Here is a 13,576-nt window from a genome sequence, read left to right as displayed (position 1 = left end):
AGGGGGCGGTCAGGCCCCGCGAAGGGAGGATATCATGTCAGGCAGACCACTCGAGGGCCTCCTGGTCGTCTCGATCGAACAGGCCGTCGCCGCACCCTATTGCACCTCGCGGCTGGCCGATGCCGGCGCGCGGGTGATCAAGGTCGAACGGCCCGAGGGCGATTTCGCCCGGGGCTACGATGGCGTCGCGGGCGGCGAGAGCAGCTATTTCGTCTGGCTGAACCGAGGCAAGGAATCGCTGGCGCTGGACCTCGGGCAGGAGGAAGACCGCGCGCTGCTTCTGGCGCTGACCGACCGCGCCGATGTCTTCGTGCAGAACCTCAAGCCCGGCGCGCTGGCCCGCAAGGGGCTGGGCCCCGAGGTCCTGCGCCAGCGCAACCCCCGGCTCATCACCTGCGGGATCAGCGGCTACGGCGAGACCGGTCCTTACGCGCAGCGCAAGGCCTACGACCTGCTGATCCAGGCCGAGTCGGGCCTCTCGAGCATCACCGGCGGTCCCGAGGCCCCGGCCCGCGTCGGCATCTCCATGGTCGACATCGCCACCGGCGCGGCGGCGCAGTCGGCGATCCTCGAAAGCCTGATCCAGCGCGGCGTGACCGGGCGCGGCTGCGACATCCATATCTCCATGTTCGACGTCATCGCCGACTGGCTGGCGGTGCCCTATCTGCACGCCGCCGCGGGCAAGCCGCCGAAGCGCATCGGGCTCGCGCATCCCTCGATCTCGCCTTACGGCGTCTTCGAGAGCGCCGATGGCGTGCCGGTCCTGATCTCGATCCAGAACGACCGCGAATGGGCGATCTTCGCCCGCGAGGTGCTGGCCCGGCCCGAGCTGATCGAGGCTCCCGAGATGGCCACCAACACCGACCGGGTCGCGCATCGCGCCGAGGTCGACGCCGCCGTGGCGCAGGTCTTCGCGGGCCTCGAGGTGGCGCGGATCACCGAGCGGCTCATGGAAAGCAACATCGCCTTCGCGCGGGTCAACGACCTCGACGGGCTGATCGCCCATCCGCAGACCACCACCGCCGAGGTGTGCGTGCCGGGCGGCGCGCGCATCCCCCTGCCCGCGCCGCCGGCGCTGGTCGACGGGGCGCGGCGGCTGGAGGCGGGCGAGAGCCCCGCGCTGGACCAGCACGGCGCAGCGATCCGCGCCGAGTTCGACCCCGAGGTCCGCAGCGCGGCCGAGGCGATGGATGGCCCGCCCCTCAGACAAGCCCGGACCCCATGAGCACCGCCATGAAGACCAGCCAGACGACGAGGATCGTCGCGCAATAGGCCCCGTTCCAGCCCGGCCCCACGCGCCAGACCGAGCGGCCGACGATGGTCGAGGCGAGGATGATCGTGGTGATGAAGGGCGACAGCCCGATCACCGCGGTCCAGCCGCCGATGGCCGCCAGCGCGATGGCCTGGGGCCCGAGCCCCGCGACCTCGAGCTGCAGCGCCATGGAGCCCAGGACCGAGGTCGAGACGATCGGATTGATGCCGATCAGCGCGAAGACCAGGATGCCGACCGAGACCATCATGGCGATCGGCACCGCGCCGAGCCCCAGCAGCGCCACCTGCGCCTGGATGGCCTCGGTGGGGATCAGCGCCAACAGCAGGACCGGCAGGAAGCCCGCCGAGGCGAAGACCCCGACTTCGGCCCCCATGAGCGGCAGCCGCCCGCGGTAGTCCCGGATCGCCGCCCGCGCGCCGCCAAGCGCGCCGCCGCCGGTGCGCAGCCCCGAGGCCGCGGCCCAGATCAGCGCGTAGCTCGGCACCACCAGGATCAGCGATTCCTGGAAGGTCACGGGCGAAAGCGCGTGCAGCAGGAAGACCGATCCACCCACCACAAGCACATGGCCCACCAGCAGCGCCGCCCCGCGCCAGGCGCCCTCGGGTGGGCTCGGGCGCGGCAGCGGCAGGTTGCGGTAGCGCCGCCCGGCGAAACGGTCGAAGAGCCAGCCGATGCCCACGAAGACGAAGGACATGGCAAAGCCGATCGGCCCGAACTCCAGGTAATCGAGCCCCGGCAGGGTGATCAGCAGCGCGTTGGTGGCAAAACCCAGCGGCGACCAGAGCGAAATGAGCCCGAAGCCGCGCACCACCGCCAGCGACATGCGTCGCAGCTTCACCTCGCGGATCTCCTCGGGCAGCGCGCGGGTGGCGGCGCTCTCCATCGAGCGCTTGGTCAGATCGAGCAGGAGCGCCAGCCCGCCGAAGTTGATCAGCACCCCGAAAAGATGCCCGCCGAGGACCAGCGAGATATAGCGCCGCGAGGCCGGCTGGCCGGTCAGGAAGGCGCCCGCCCGCGCCACCTCGGGGGCGATCAGCGCCGCCGAGCGCAGCGCGTTCAGGACCGCGATCAGCGCGGCGAGGAAGATCATCCGCTCGACCGCGGCGATCAGCACCTCGGTCGGCACCTCGCGCAGGAGCGCCGTGACCAGCGCCCCGAGCGACAGGATCAGCGGCACCCAGGTGCCGACGCTGAACTGCCGCCAGCCCAGCACCAGGAAGCCCGCCAGCGCCACCGCCCCCAGCGCGTCGAGCCAGAGCGCATCCACGAAGACCAGGAGGATCGCCGTGGCGATCACCAGGCCCATGAGACCCGCGCGCAGGCCCCGGTGCCGCACCTCGGGCCCCGGGCGGTCCGCCGCGCGCGCAGCCGTGCTGTCGGTCATATGGCTCCTTTCCGGCCTCAGCGGCCCGTGAAGGCGGGCTTGCGCTTCTCGAAGAAGGCGGCGCGGCCCTCGGCGGCATCGGCGCTGTTCAGAAGGTCGGGCTGCACCTGCCGCTCGTAGTCGAGCGCGGCGTCCACCTCGCGGGCGAACCAGTCGATCACGTAGTGGCGCGGCAGGGGGGCGGCTTCGGCCTCGGCGCGGACCTGGGCCAGCGCGGCCTCAAGCGCCCCGCCCGGCTCGGCCAGTTCCTCGACCATGCCGAGGCGCTCGGCCTCCTCGGCGGTCACCGCACGGTTGTTCAGGATCAGACGGCGCGCGCGGGCCGCGCCGATGCGCGCCGGCAGGGTCGCGAGAAGCCCCATGTCGGGGATCAGCCCGATCTTGGTGAAGCTCGCGACGAAGCGCGCCTCGCGGCTCGCAACCACATGCGGGCAGGCCATGGCCAGGGCCATGCCGCCGCCCGCGGCCCAGCCCTCGACCGCCGCGGCCAGGGGCTTGGAGAACCGCACCATGCGGCCAACCATGTCCTTGATCACCGCGAAACGTTCGCGGTGTTCGGCGGCGCTGCGCTCGCCCTGGTCGCGGATGTCGCCGCCGACGCAGAAATGCCCGCCCGCGCCGGTCAGGACGACACCCCGCACCGCGGCGTCGCCCTCGGCCTCGGCCAGGGCGCGGGCCAGCTCGATGCGGACCGCGTGGCCAAGGGGGTTGCGGCGGTCGGGGTCGCTCAGGGTGAGGACGCGGATGCCGCCCTCCTCGGTGGTGATCTTCAGGCTCATCTCGTCTCCTGTCGGGGTTGGAACAGCCCGTTGCCGATCACCTGCTTGTCGCGTTCGACCGCGATGGTGCGGAAGGAGCCGTCGGTCCAGATTTCCGTGCGCAGCGTCTCGCCGGGGAAGACATGCGCGGTGAAGCGGGCGTCCATGCTGCCGAAGCGCCGCGCGTCGTAGCCGCAGAGCACCGCCAGCAGCGCATGGGCCGCCGCGCCGAAGGTCGCGAGCCCGTGCAGGATCGGCCGTTCGAAGCCCGCCTTCTCGGCCACGGCAGGGTCGAGGTGCAGCGGGTTCGGGTCGGCGTTCCAGCGGTAAAGCAGCGCCTGCTCGGGCCGGGTCGGGGTCTCGAAGGCATGGTCGGGCGGGGTGTCGGGCAGGACATGGGGTTTCTTCACCGGCCCCTCTGGCCCGCCGAAGCCGCCGTCGCCGCGCAGGAAGGTGGTGCCCCGGCAGGTGGCCAGATGGGTGCCGGTCGCCTCGTCGTGCAGGGTCTTCTCGTAGTAGAGAAGCGCGCCCTTGCCCTCGCCCTTGTCGACCAGCCCGGTCACCCGGGTCTTGCCGATCACCGTCGCGGCCTCGGGCAGATCGGCGTGGATCGTCATGCCCTGCTCGCCGTGCACCAGCTTCAGCGCGTCGACGCCGGTGGCCGGATCGCTGAGCCAGAAGCCCGGGTGGCCCAGCACGTTGACGAGCGCCGGCATGACCCGCGCGTCATCGGAGAGAGCGCCGGCATAGGCCAGCTGCGCGCGGTCCATCGGGTCCTGCCCCATGCCCACCGACAGCGCGTAGAGCGCCCAGTCGCGGGGACCGTAGCCCTGCCGCACCTCGGGGATGTCGAAGTTCATCAGGTGGTCGTAGTCGATCGCCATCTCAGCCCTCCTCGATCTCGATCACGGCGTCGAGCGCGTATGCGCCCTGACCCTCGGGCATGGCGACGACGGGGTTGAGGTCGATCGAAGTGAGCCGCTCGCCCGCGCCCGCCGCGAAGCGCGACAGGTCCGAGAGCATCCGCGCCAGCGCGGGGATATCGACCGCCCCCTGCCCGCGCGCGCCCGTCAGGATCTCCGCGCCCCGGATCGAGAGGATCATCTCGCGCGCGGTCGCCTCGTCGAAGGGACAGGGCTTCAGCGCCACGTCGTTCAGGATCTCGACGTAGATGCCGCCCAGCCCGAAGACCGCCACCGGCCCGAAGGTCGGGTCGCGGCTGATGCCCATGAGGCATTCCACCCCGCCCGAGAGCTGCTTGGCCACCAGCGTGCCCTCGATCCGCGCCTCGGGTGCCCTCTGTGCCACCGCCGCCGCGATCTCGGCATAGGCGGCGCGGACGGCGTCCGCGTCGGAGAGGTTCAGCTTCACCGCGCCGATGTCGGATTTGTGCAGGATGTCGGGCGAGAGCACCTTCATCACCACCGGGTAGCCCATGGCCTCGGCTGCCGCGACGGCTGCTTCGGGGTCGCGCACGGCCTCCTGCGGGGCGGCGGGCAGGCCCGCCTCGCCCAGAAGGCGCTGCGCCTCGGCCTCGTTCGGGGTGCGCGCGGGCAGCGTGACCTTGGCCGGCTCCGGCAGCGCGCGCCGGGGTTCCGCGCGGGCCGCGCCGAGGCGGCAGGCCATGTCGAGCGCCCGGGCCGCGCGGCAGGGGTCTTCGAAGACCAGGATGCCCGCCTCGTCGTAGCGGCGCAGCACCTCCGGGTCGCCCAGCGCGCAGAAGGCGATGATGCGGTCGGGATAGGCCTCGCGCAGGGTCTTCGTGGCCGCCAGGATCGTGTCACAGAGCGCCGGGCTGCCCGCGACATAGGTCAGGAAACTCAGGATCGCGCCGTAACCGCCCTCTTCCAGCGCCGCCCGGGTGAAGGTCTCGAGCAGCGTCGGGTCGTTCAGCGCCTGCGCCGTGCAATCGAGCGGATTGGCGGGCGAGGCATAGGGCAGCACCTCCTTCAGCCGCGCCTGCGTCGGCGCGGGCATGGCGGGCATGGGGAAGTCGATGCGCTCGGCCTCGTCCGAGATCACGATGCCCGCGCCGCCGGAGATGGTGATCACCCCCAGCGAATGGCGGTCGGGAAAGACCTTCTTCGAGGCGACATAGGCGTAGTCCATCATGGTCTCGGGGTCGCGCACCACGATGGCGCCGTGATCCTCGAGCACCGCGTCGGCCACCGCCGCGTCGCCGGTCAGCGAAGCGGTATGCGAGGCCGCGGCCCGCGCCCCCACCGCCGAGCGCCCGGCCTTCAGCGCGAAGACCGGCTTGCCCGCGTCCCGCGCCGCGTCGAGCGCGGAAAGGAAAGCCGGCGCGTCGTTGATCGCCTCCATGTAGGCGCAGATCACCTCGGTGGTGTCGCTCTCGGCCATCCAGCGGATCGCCTCGGCGACCGAGATGTCGGCCTCGTTGCCGGTGGTCATCAGGATCGAGGAGCCGAGCCGCCGGTCGCGCGCCAGCGCGCCGAGATGCGCCCCGAAGGCGCCGGACTGGCTGGCGATGCCGATGTTGCCGGGCCGCGGGTGGCCGGTGTCGAGCGAGGAGGAGAAGGTGCCGTAATAGCCCAGGTCGACGTTGTAGACGCCCAGCGTGTTGGGCCCCAGCAGCCGCACGCCCTGGGCGCGGGCCAGATCCAGGAGGTCGCGCTGCGCCGCCTCGCCGTCCTCGCCGGTCTCGGCGAAGCCCGCCGAGAAGAGCGTTGCGGCCTTGCAGCCCTTGGCGCCCAGCGCGGTGATCGTCTCGGGCACCAGCTTGGCGGGCACGGCGATCAGCGCGGCATCCGGCGCCTCGGGCAGATCGGCGACCGAGGCGAAGCAGGGAATGCCCTGCACGCTGTCGCGCTTGGGGTTCACCGGCAGGATCTTTCCGGCGTAACCCGAGCGCAGCATCGCCGCGATGGGCCGTCCGCCGATGCGGGTCGGGTCGTCGGAGGCGCCGATGATCGCCACGCTCCGGGGGGCGAGCAGCCCGTCGATGTCGGGAAGCGAGGTCACAGCGCGGCCTCCGTCCCGAGGATCGCGGTGCACTGGCTCGAGAGCGTCCCGCCGTTGCCGTGGCACAGCGCCAGCGTCGCGTCAGCCACCTGCCGGTCGCCGCCCGCGCCGCGCAGCTGGGTCACCGCCTCGGCGATCAGGAAGAGCCCATACATGCCGGGATGCACGCAGGAGAGCCCGCCGCCATTGGTGTTCACCGCCAGCTCGCCACCCGGCGCGATGCGGCCGTCCTGCACGAAGCGCCCGCCCTCGCCCTTGGGGCAGAAGCCCAGGTCCTCGAGGAAGAGGATCGTGTTGATGGTGAAGGCATCGTAGAGCATCACCACATCCATGTCGGCGCGGCTGGCCCCGGCCATCTCGAAGGCGCGGTTGCCGCTGTCCACGGCGGCGGTGGTCGCGAGGTCCGGCATCTCCACGATGGAGCGGTGATAGTTCGCCGCGCCCACACCCATCACATAGGCGGGCCGGTCGTGGTGGTCCTTGGCGCGGTCGGCGCGGGTCAGCACCACCGCGGCGGCGCCATCGGTGACCAGGCAGCAGTCGGCCTTGGTCAGCGGGTCCGAGATCATCCGCGCGTCGAGCACCTCCTCCTTGGTCAAAGGCCCACGCGCAAAGGCCTCGGGGTTGAGGTTCGCCCAGTCCCGCGCCGCCAGCGCCACATCGGCGAGATCCCCACGCGTGGTGCCGTATTCCGCCATGTGCCGGCTGGCCGCGAGACCATAGGCGGTGATCGGGTGGCGCGGCTTGTAGGGCGTCTCGTGCCACTGCGGCTCGGACATGGAGACAAGCTTGCCGCCCGCGGTGCGCTGGTTCGAGCCGTAGCAGACCAACGCCACGTCGCAGAGCCCGGCCTCGAGCGCCATGGTCGCCTGCAGCAGGTGCATCTCGAAGCTCGAGCCGCCGACATTGGTGCCGTCGAAGAAGCGCGGGCGCAGCCCGAGGTATTCCACCACGCTCATGGTCGGGAAGGCATGCGAGGAGGTCGCCGCGAAGACGCCGTCGACGTCCTTGAGGCCCAGCCCGGCGTCCTTCAGCGCGCCCACGGCGGCCTGGCCCAGAAGCTCCATGGCGGAGAAGCCATGCGCCTCGCCCATGCCGGCGGTCGCCATGCCCACGATCGCGGATTTGCCGCGCAGATCCTTGCCATTCGCGCTCATGCCGCACCTCCTTCCGCGATGTCGAAGACCACCCGCGGGCCGGCCTCGGCCTCTTCGATGCGGGCGGTGAGCCGGGTGCCGATCTCTGCGGTCTCGACGCCGGGCAGGGTCGACATCATGCGCACGCCCTCGTCGAGTTCGACCAGCGCGACGTTGTAGGCGCCCTGGCGCGAGCGGTTGACGGTGATCGCGTAGAGCGTGCCAGTCCCCTTGGCCTCGACCCACTCGAGGTCGGTGGCGCCCTCGGGCGTGACCACCCGGGGGTAGAAGACGTATTCGCCGGTGCTCGGCGCGTGCTGGATCATGAAGCGGCCCTCGGCGAGGAAGGCGTTGTAGGTGGCTTCGGGGCCGGATGCCCCGGTCTCGGGCGCGGTCATCGCGTGTCTCTCTCCCTTGGTTTCGGTTCGTCTCGTGTCCCGGCCTGCGGGCCGGGCAGAAAGTGGTGGGCGGCGCGGGGCCTTGGGGTGGCGCGGGGCGGAGCGGTGGCGGGGCGGCGTCTCCTCCTGTGCGTCTTAGCCCCACACGCCGAGCCCTCTGCCGGTCGGCCCTTTCCTCAGCCTGCCTCCCCGGTTGTCTCAGCGCGTCGCCGTGGGTCTCCCCCCTCTCTCGGCGCTGCGCTTGCCCCGGCTGTCTCAGCGCCTCCCTATGGGTCTCCCCCTCGCGGCGCTCTCAGCCCATGTCCGCGCCCCTCTTTCCCAAGCCGGGCAGCGCAATTCGCCCTGCCCCGCCCCTCAGCCGTTCCAGTCGAGGATCAGATGCGTCTGCGTGGTCACCGCCGCCTGCTTGCCGTCGCCCCGGGTCATCACGACCTGCAGGACCATGGTGGTCCGCCCCCTGTGCAGCGCGGTGCAGGTGGCGCGCACCGTGTCGCCGACCTTCACGCCGCGCAGGAAGTTGGTCTTGGCCTCCACCGTGGTGTTCGACTTCGAGGCGGGGATGTTGATGAAGGCCACGCTGCCCGCGGCGTTGTCGGCCAGGGTCATCATCGCCCCGCCGTGTAGCACGCCGTTGCGGTTGGTGAGCTGCGGCGTCACCTCCATCTCGCAGATCACCCGGTCGAGCGTCGCCTCCACCAGCCGGATCCCGGCGAGCTTGGCGAACTCGGACTGCGGCGGCAGGTCGGCGGGCCCGCGCGGGGCATCGTCCTCGGGGGCTCCCTCCATGCTCAGGCCGCCCGATCCGCGAGGGTCCGGCGCGCGATGATCAGCTGCTGGATCTGCGAGGTGCCCTCGTAGATCCGCAGAAGCCGCACGTCGCGGTAGAAGCGCTCGATATCGTATTCCGACATGTAGCCCGCGCCGCCATGCACCTGCAGCGCGCGGTCGGCGATGCGCCCGGCGGCCTCGGTGCAGAAATACTTGGTGCAGGAGGCCTCGAGGATCGCCTTGCCCTCGCGGTCGAAGGTCTCGGCGGTGGCGCGCACCAGCGCGCGGGCGGCCTGCAGGTCGGCCTGGCAGTCGGCCAGGAGGCCCTGCACCAGCTGGTGCTCGCCGATCGGCTTGCCGAACTGCTTGCGCTCGAGCGCGTAGTCGGTGGCGATGTCGAGCATCCGCTGCCCCTGCCCCACCGCCATGGCGCCGACGTGGATGCGGCCCCGGTCGAGCACCTTCATCGCGGTGCGGAACCCCTTGTTGAGCTTGTCGGGCCCGCCGATGATCGCGCTTTCGGGCACCCGGACGTCCTCGAAGATCACATCCGAGGTCTTGGTCCCGCGCTGGCCCATCTTGCGGTCGGGGGTGGCGACCGTGATGCCGGGGGTGTCGGCGGGCACCAGGAAGGCCGAGACGCCGCTCGCGTCGCGGCTCTCGGGATCGGTGCGGGCGAAGACGGTGAAGACCCCGGCATAGACCGCGTTGGTGATGTAACGCTTGGTGCCGTTGATCACGAAGTCCGAGCCGTCGCGGCGCGCGGCGGTGCGGATGCCCGCGGCGTCCGAGCCGTTGTCCGGTTCGGTCAGCGCGAAAGAGGCCACCGTCTCGCCCGAGGCGATGCCCGGCAGCCAGCGGTCCTTCTGCGCGTCGGTGCCGTCCATGACGATGCCCTGCGCGCCGATGCCGACATTGGTGCCGAGCAGCGAGCGGAAGGACAGCGAGGCGTAACAGAGCGCCTCGACGATGCGCGCCTCCTGCGAGGCAGAGAGACCGATGCCGCCGTAGGCCTCGGGCGTCGACAGGCCGAAGAGCCCCATCTCACGCATCTCGGCGACGATCTCGGCGGGCACCTCGGCGTCCTCCTCGACCTTCCGTTCAGCCGGGATCAGCCGCTCGCGAACGAACCGCTCCACCGTCGCGACGAGCTGCCCGAAGACATCCGCATCCACATCCTTCGCCATGAAACCTCTCCCTTGTCCGGCGGGGCGACCGCCACTTGTGCGCTCGGCGCCATTCTGTATATTGAATGCAATTTCGCAAGGAAAATATCATGGCCGATCAGCCGCGTCAAAAATCCGTGCCCGCCGTCCAGAACGCGACCGCCATCCTGCGGCTCCTGGCGGCGCGCGGCGCGCCCATGGGGGCCACGCAGATCGCCCGCGAGACCGGGCTGAACGTCTCGTCTGCCTTCAACATCCTGCGCACGCTGAGCCACGAGGGGCTTCTGAGCTTCGACCCCGAGGACAAGACCTACCGGATCGGCATGGGCCTCATGGAGGTCGTTGCGCCGATCCTCGGGGCCAATCCCGCGGACCTGATTCGCCCGCTGATGAACGAGATCGCCCAGAGCCAGCAGGTCATGCTGGCGCTCTGGCAGATCACCGCCTCGGAGCGGATCGTGCTGATCGACCGCTTCACCGCGCCGCGCATCGTGCAGGCGATGATGTCGCAGAACAGCCGCCTGCCGGTCTTCGCGGGCGCCATCGGGCGCTGCTATGCCGCCGCGCTGGATCTGTCAGAGGCCGAGGCGCGGCGCGGCTACGACAGCGTGCGCTGGCAGAAGGCCCCGGGTTTCGAGAGCTACTGGGCCGATGTCGCGCAGGCCCGCGAGAGCGGCGCCGCCTTCGACCACGGCAACCTCTTCCGCGGGCTCGAGATCGTCGCCGCCGTGGCCCGCGACGCCGAGGGCACGCCGCGTCTCGGGATGAGCAGCATCACCATCACCGGCCAGCACGAGCCCGCGGACCTGACAGCCGTCGCGGCCCAGCTGGTCGATGCCGCCGGCCAGGTCGAACGCAACATCTTCGGCCGCCGCGCGCCCCCGCGCGCGGGCCAGGCCGCCGAATGAGCCTTTTGCAGGACGTCCAGGGAGGAACCATGTCCAATCAACTGCCGCTGACCGGAAAGGTCATCCTCATCACCGGCGCGGGCGCCGGGATCGGCCGGGCCTTGGCCACCGAGGCCGGCAAGGCCGGCGCCAGCGTGGTGGTCAACGACCTCGGCGCCTCGCTGACCGGCGAGGCCGAGACCAGCGCCGCCGACGAGGTGGTCGCCGAGATCGAGGCCGCCGGCGGGCGCGCGGTCGCCAATGGCGACGACGTCTCGGACCCCGAAGGCGCGCAGGCCATGGTCGCCCAGGCCACCCAGGCCTTCGGGCGGCTCGACGCGGTGATCAACAACGCCGGGATCCTGCGCGACGGCTTCTTCCACAAGATGACCTACGAGAATTTCGACGCGGTGGTGAAGGTGCATCTCTACGGGGCCTTCAACGTCAGCCGCGCCGCCTCCGAGGTCTTCCGCGAGCAGTATTCCGGCTCGATCATCAACATGACCTCGGCCTCGGGGCTGATCGGCAACTACGCCCAGGCGAATTACTCGGCCGCCAAGCTGGGGGTGGCGGCGCTCTCCAAGAGCATGGCGCTGGACCTCAAGCGCTGGAATGTGCGCTCGAACTGCATCACGCCGTTTGCCTGGAGCCGGATGACCTCTTCGATCAAGGTCGACAGCCCCGAGCAGGAGGCCCGCGTGGCCAAGCTGCGCGAGATGGTGCCCGCGAAGATCGCGCCGCTCGCGCTTTATCTCGCCTCGGATGCCGCCGAGGATGTCACCGGGCAGATCTTCGCGGTGCGCAACAACGAGATCTTCCTGATGTCGCAGCCCCGGCCGATGCGCTCGGTGCATGCGGGCGACGCGGGCTGGGACATCGACAGCGTCGGCGCCCGGGCGATCCCGGCGCTCCGGTCGAACTTCCTGCCGCTGGATGTCTCGGCGGATGTGTTCTCCTGGGATCCGGTCTGAGGGGTTTTGCGCGCCCGGGGGGAGCCTCGGGCGCGCGGTTTGATTGGTGCGGGCGGGGAGCGGTCGCTTTCGGCAGGCAAGGAGTTGGTGGGCGTTAAGTTTTTTTGCGTCTGAAGTTCGCCGCCATCGGCCGCTTGGTCGGCTGACCGACTGAATTTCAAAGCACCTCACGCATTCAAAGCCCCCCTCGCCGCCCCACCCACATTCTTAGGCGTCGAAAAAGAGCCGCCCGCCATTATCAAAACTTCCCGAAAAGACTTCCCGCCCCGCGCCGGGTGGCAGCCCGCGCGCGCGGGGGCCATTATCACCCTCATCCATCCCCCATGCCCGGAGCCGCGATGAGTGCCCCCTATTACGCCCCGACCGGCGGCCACCCCGGCCAGGACCAGCTCCTGACCGACCGCGCGGTCTTCACCGAGGCCTATGCCGTGCTGCCCCGCGGCACCATGCGCGACATCGTGACGAGCTTCCTGCCCGGCTGGGAGGGCACCCGCCTCTGGGTGCTGGCCCGCCCGATGAGCGGCTTCTCCGAGACCTTCTCGCAATACATCATGGAGGTCGCCCCGGGCGGCGGCTCCGACGCCCCCGAGAGCGACCCCGAGGCCGAGGGCGTCCTCTTCGTCGTCGAAGGCAGCGCGCTTCTCGAGGTCGGCGGCGAGACCCACGAGCTGACCCCGGGGGGCTACGCCTATCTGCCGCCCTCCTCGGGCTGGACGCTCCGGAACCGAGGGACGGAGACGCTGCGCTTCCACTGGATCCGCAAGGCCTACGAGTCCGCGCCGGGGCTCTCGGCGCCCGAGCCGCTGGTGCTGAACGAGGCCGACATCACGCCCGCGCCCATGCCCGGCACCGAGGGCCGCTGGGCCACCACGCGCTTCGTCGATCCGACCGACCTGCGCCACGACATGCATGTGACCATCGTCACGCTGCAGCCCGGCGCGGTGATCCCCTTCCTCGAGACCCATGTGATGGAGCACGGGCTCTACGTGCTCGAGGGCAAGGCGGTCTACCGGCTGAACCGCGACTGGGTCGAGGTCGAGGCGGGCGACTTCATGTGGCTGCGCGCCTTCTGCCCGCAGGCCTGCTACGCCGGCGGCCCGGGGCCGTTCCGGTATCTGCTCTACAAGGACGTGAACCGGCACATGCCGCTGCGGCCGCGCGGCGGGCGGTGAGGGGGGGTTAGTCACTTGCGGAACCGTCGCAGCCCGCGCCCGGCATCTTTGATGCCTTTCGGAGGGAAGGGGCAAGTCGGGCGAAAATTCAGGGACATGACATGGGGTGTTGGTAAGCCAGCTCCTGAGAACGCTTGATCGATCAAGACAGCGACGCCGCAGAGCTCCCGCCTCACTTCTCAACCAGCACCCCTGCCCGGTCGACACCCCGCGCAACAGAGGGCGCGCGCCGGACCGGGAGCCGGCGCTACTGACCTCTGAGCAGAGCGCTTTATCCCAACAAGGTCAGGGCTAGGGATGAGTTAGGCGCACCACTCACAGGAGCGCCGGCCCATCGGGCCGGGCCGGCGCGCGTCCGGCACCTTCGGTGCTATTCGGGCGCAATGGGGGCGAAAGTGCAGGGATGTGACAGGCGGTGGTGGTGAGCCCGCTCCTGAGAACGCTTGCACGATCTAGACAGCGACACCGCAGAGCTCCCGCCCCACATCTCAACCAGCCCCCCTCCCCGGTCGACACACGGCGCACCAGAGGGCGCGCGCCGGACCGGGGGCCGGCGCTGCCGACCTCCGAGCGAGGCGCTTTATCCCGGCAAAGTCAGGGCTAGAGGCGAGTTATGCGCTTCGCCCACAAGAGCGCCGGCCCAAGGGGCCGGTCCGGCGCGCGCCCGGCATCTTCGATGCT

12 protein-coding genes are annotated in these 13,576 nt (G+C 70.7%); 4 read left to right on the top strand and 8 right to left on the bottom strand.

Features of this window, described 5'->3' with window-relative positions; all coding sequences use genetic code 11:
* Positions 1 to 34: 34 nt before the first annotated feature.
* Complete coding sequence (locus ACX938_RS03110; protein ID WP_459429942.1) at positions 35 to 1,225, top strand: CaiB/BaiF CoA transferase family protein; 1,191 nt, start codon at positions 35 to 37, stop codon at positions 1,223 to 1,225.
* Here the strand turns inward: ACX938_RS03110 and ACX938_RS03105 are convergent.
* The 8 genes from ACX938_RS03105 to ACX938_RS03070 form a co-directional block, all read right to left on the bottom strand.
* On the bottom strand, positions 1,203 to 2,657 hold the full coding sequence (locus tag ACX938_RS03105; protein WP_232754883.1) for a hypothetical protein: 1,455 nt from the start codon (positions 2,655 to 2,657) through the stop codon (positions 1,203 to 1,205). The two genes, ACX938_RS03110 and ACX938_RS03105, sit on opposite strands and share 23 nt — an antisense overlap.
* A gap of 17 nt (positions 2,658 to 2,674) precedes the next feature.
* Entirely contained in the window at positions 2,675 to 3,436 is a 762-nt protein-coding gene (locus tag ACX938_RS03100) for an enoyl-CoA hydratase/isomerase family protein (RefSeq protein ID WP_459429941.1), read from the bottom strand.
* Complete coding sequence (locus tag ACX938_RS03095) at positions 3,433 to 4,299, bottom strand: MaoC/PaaZ C-terminal domain-containing protein (protein ID WP_459429940.1); 867 nt, start codon at positions 4,297 to 4,299, stop codon at positions 3,433 to 3,435. Before ACX938_RS03095 ends, ACX938_RS03100 begins: the two co-directional genes overlap by 4 nt.
* A gap of 1 nt (position 4,300) precedes the next feature.
* Positions 4,301 to 6,397 (bottom strand): acetate--CoA ligase family protein, encoded by a 2,097-nt coding sequence (locus tag ACX938_RS03090; protein WP_459429939.1) that lies wholly within the window; start codon positions 6,395 to 6,397, stop codon positions 4,301 to 4,303.
* Complete coding sequence (locus ACX938_RS03085; RefSeq protein WP_459429938.1) at positions 6,394 to 7,554, bottom strand: thiolase; 1,161 nt, start codon at positions 7,552 to 7,554, stop codon at positions 6,394 to 6,396. The genes ACX938_RS03090 and ACX938_RS03085 overlap by 4 nt, the downstream gene beginning before the upstream one ends.
* Positions 7,551 to 7,931, bottom strand: coding sequence for a Zn-ribbon domain-containing OB-fold protein (locus tag ACX938_RS03080; protein WP_232754878.1), 381 nt, complete (start codon positions 7,929 to 7,931; stop codon positions 7,551 to 7,553). Before ACX938_RS03080 ends, ACX938_RS03085 begins: the two co-directional genes overlap by 4 nt.
* 354 nt (positions 7,932 to 8,285) lie before the next feature.
* The gene (locus tag ACX938_RS03075) at positions 8,286 to 8,717 is read right to left on the bottom strand and encodes a PaaI family thioesterase (RefSeq protein ID WP_232754877.1); all 432 of its coding nucleotides are present in this window, start codon (positions 8,715 to 8,717) and stop codon (positions 8,286 to 8,288) included.
* A gap of 2 nt (positions 8,718 to 8,719) precedes the next feature.
* Positions 8,720 to 9,886 carry an acyl-CoA dehydrogenase family protein gene (locus tag ACX938_RS03070; RefSeq protein WP_232754876.1) on the bottom strand — a complete coding sequence of 389 codons (1,167 nt, stop codon included), beginning with the start codon at positions 9,884 to 9,886 and terminating at the stop codon, positions 8,720 to 8,722.
* Positions 9,887 to 9,975: 89 nt separating this feature from the next.
* Here ACX938_RS03070 and ACX938_RS03065 point away from each other — a divergent pair, with 89 nt between their 5' ends.
* The 3 genes from ACX938_RS03065 (at position 9,976) to ACX938_RS03055 (ending at position 12,895) form a co-directional block, all read left to right on the top strand.
* On the top strand, positions 9,976 to 10,773 hold the full coding sequence (locus ACX938_RS03065; protein ID WP_459429937.1) for an IclR family transcriptional regulator: 798 nt from the start codon (positions 9,976 to 9,978) through the stop codon (positions 10,771 to 10,773).
* A gap of 29 nt (positions 10,774 to 10,802) precedes the next feature.
* Positions 10,803 to 11,723 (top strand): SDR family NAD(P)-dependent oxidoreductase, encoded by a 921-nt coding sequence (locus ACX938_RS03060; protein WP_232754874.1) that lies wholly within the window; start codon positions 10,803 to 10,805, stop codon positions 11,721 to 11,723.
* A gap of 338 nt (positions 11,724 to 12,061) precedes the next feature.
* On the top strand, positions 12,062 to 12,895 hold the full coding sequence (locus ACX938_RS03055) for a bifunctional allantoicase/(S)-ureidoglycine aminohydrolase (RefSeq protein ID WP_459429936.1): 834 nt from the start codon (positions 12,062 to 12,064) through the stop codon (positions 12,893 to 12,895).
* Positions 12,896 to 13,576: the final 681 nt, after the last annotated feature.

It is taken from the genome of Roseivivax sp., from assembly GCF_054552075.1.
Note: the sequence above shows the minus strand (reverse complement) of the source record. Positions and strands in the feature narration are given on the sequence as shown.

What these genes read in the sequence shown, in the direction of transcription:
- ACX938_RS03060 (WP_232754874.1), top strand. Translation starts at nt 10,803, where the DNA reads ATGTCCAATCAACTGCCGCTGACCGGAAAGGTCATCCTCATCACCGGC.
- ACX938_RS03105 (WP_232754883.1), bottom strand. Translation starts at nt 2,657, where the DNA reads ATGACCGACAGCACGGCTGCGCGCGCGGCGGACCGCCCGGGGCCCGAG.
- ACX938_RS03055 (WP_459429936.1), top strand. Translation starts at nt 12,062, where the DNA reads ATGAGTGCCCCCTATTACGCCCCGACCGGCGGCCACCCCGGCCAGGAC.
- ACX938_RS03100 (WP_459429941.1), bottom strand. Translation starts at nt 3,436, where the DNA reads ATGAGCCTGAAGATCACCACCGAGGAGGGCGGCATCCGCGTCCTCACC.
- ACX938_RS03070 (WP_232754876.1), bottom strand. Translation starts at nt 9,886, where the DNA reads ATGGCGAAGGATGTGGATGCGGATGTCTTCGGGCAGCTCGTCGCGACG.
- ACX938_RS03085 (WP_459429938.1), bottom strand. Translation starts at nt 7,554, where the DNA reads ATGAGCGCGAATGGCAAGGATCTGCGCGGCAAATCCGCGATCGTGGGC.
- ACX938_RS03110 (WP_459429942.1), top strand. Translation starts at nt 35, where the DNA reads ATGTCAGGCAGACCACTCGAGGGCCTCCTGGTCGTCTCGATCGAACAG.
- ACX938_RS03080 (WP_232754878.1), bottom strand. Translation starts at nt 7,931, where the DNA reads ATGACCGCGCCCGAGACCGGGGCATCCGGCCCCGAAGCCACCTACAAC.
- ACX938_RS03065 (WP_459429937.1), top strand. Translation starts at nt 9,976, where the DNA reads ATGGCCGATCAGCCGCGTCAAAAATCCGTGCCCGCCGTCCAGAACGCG.
- ACX938_RS03095 (WP_459429940.1), bottom strand. Translation starts at nt 4,299, where the DNA reads ATGGCGATCGACTACGACCACCTGATGAACTTCGACATCCCCGAGGTG.
- ACX938_RS03075 (WP_232754877.1), bottom strand. Translation starts at nt 8,717, where the DNA reads ATGGAGGGAGCCCCCGAGGACGATGCCCCGCGCGGGCCCGCCGACCTG.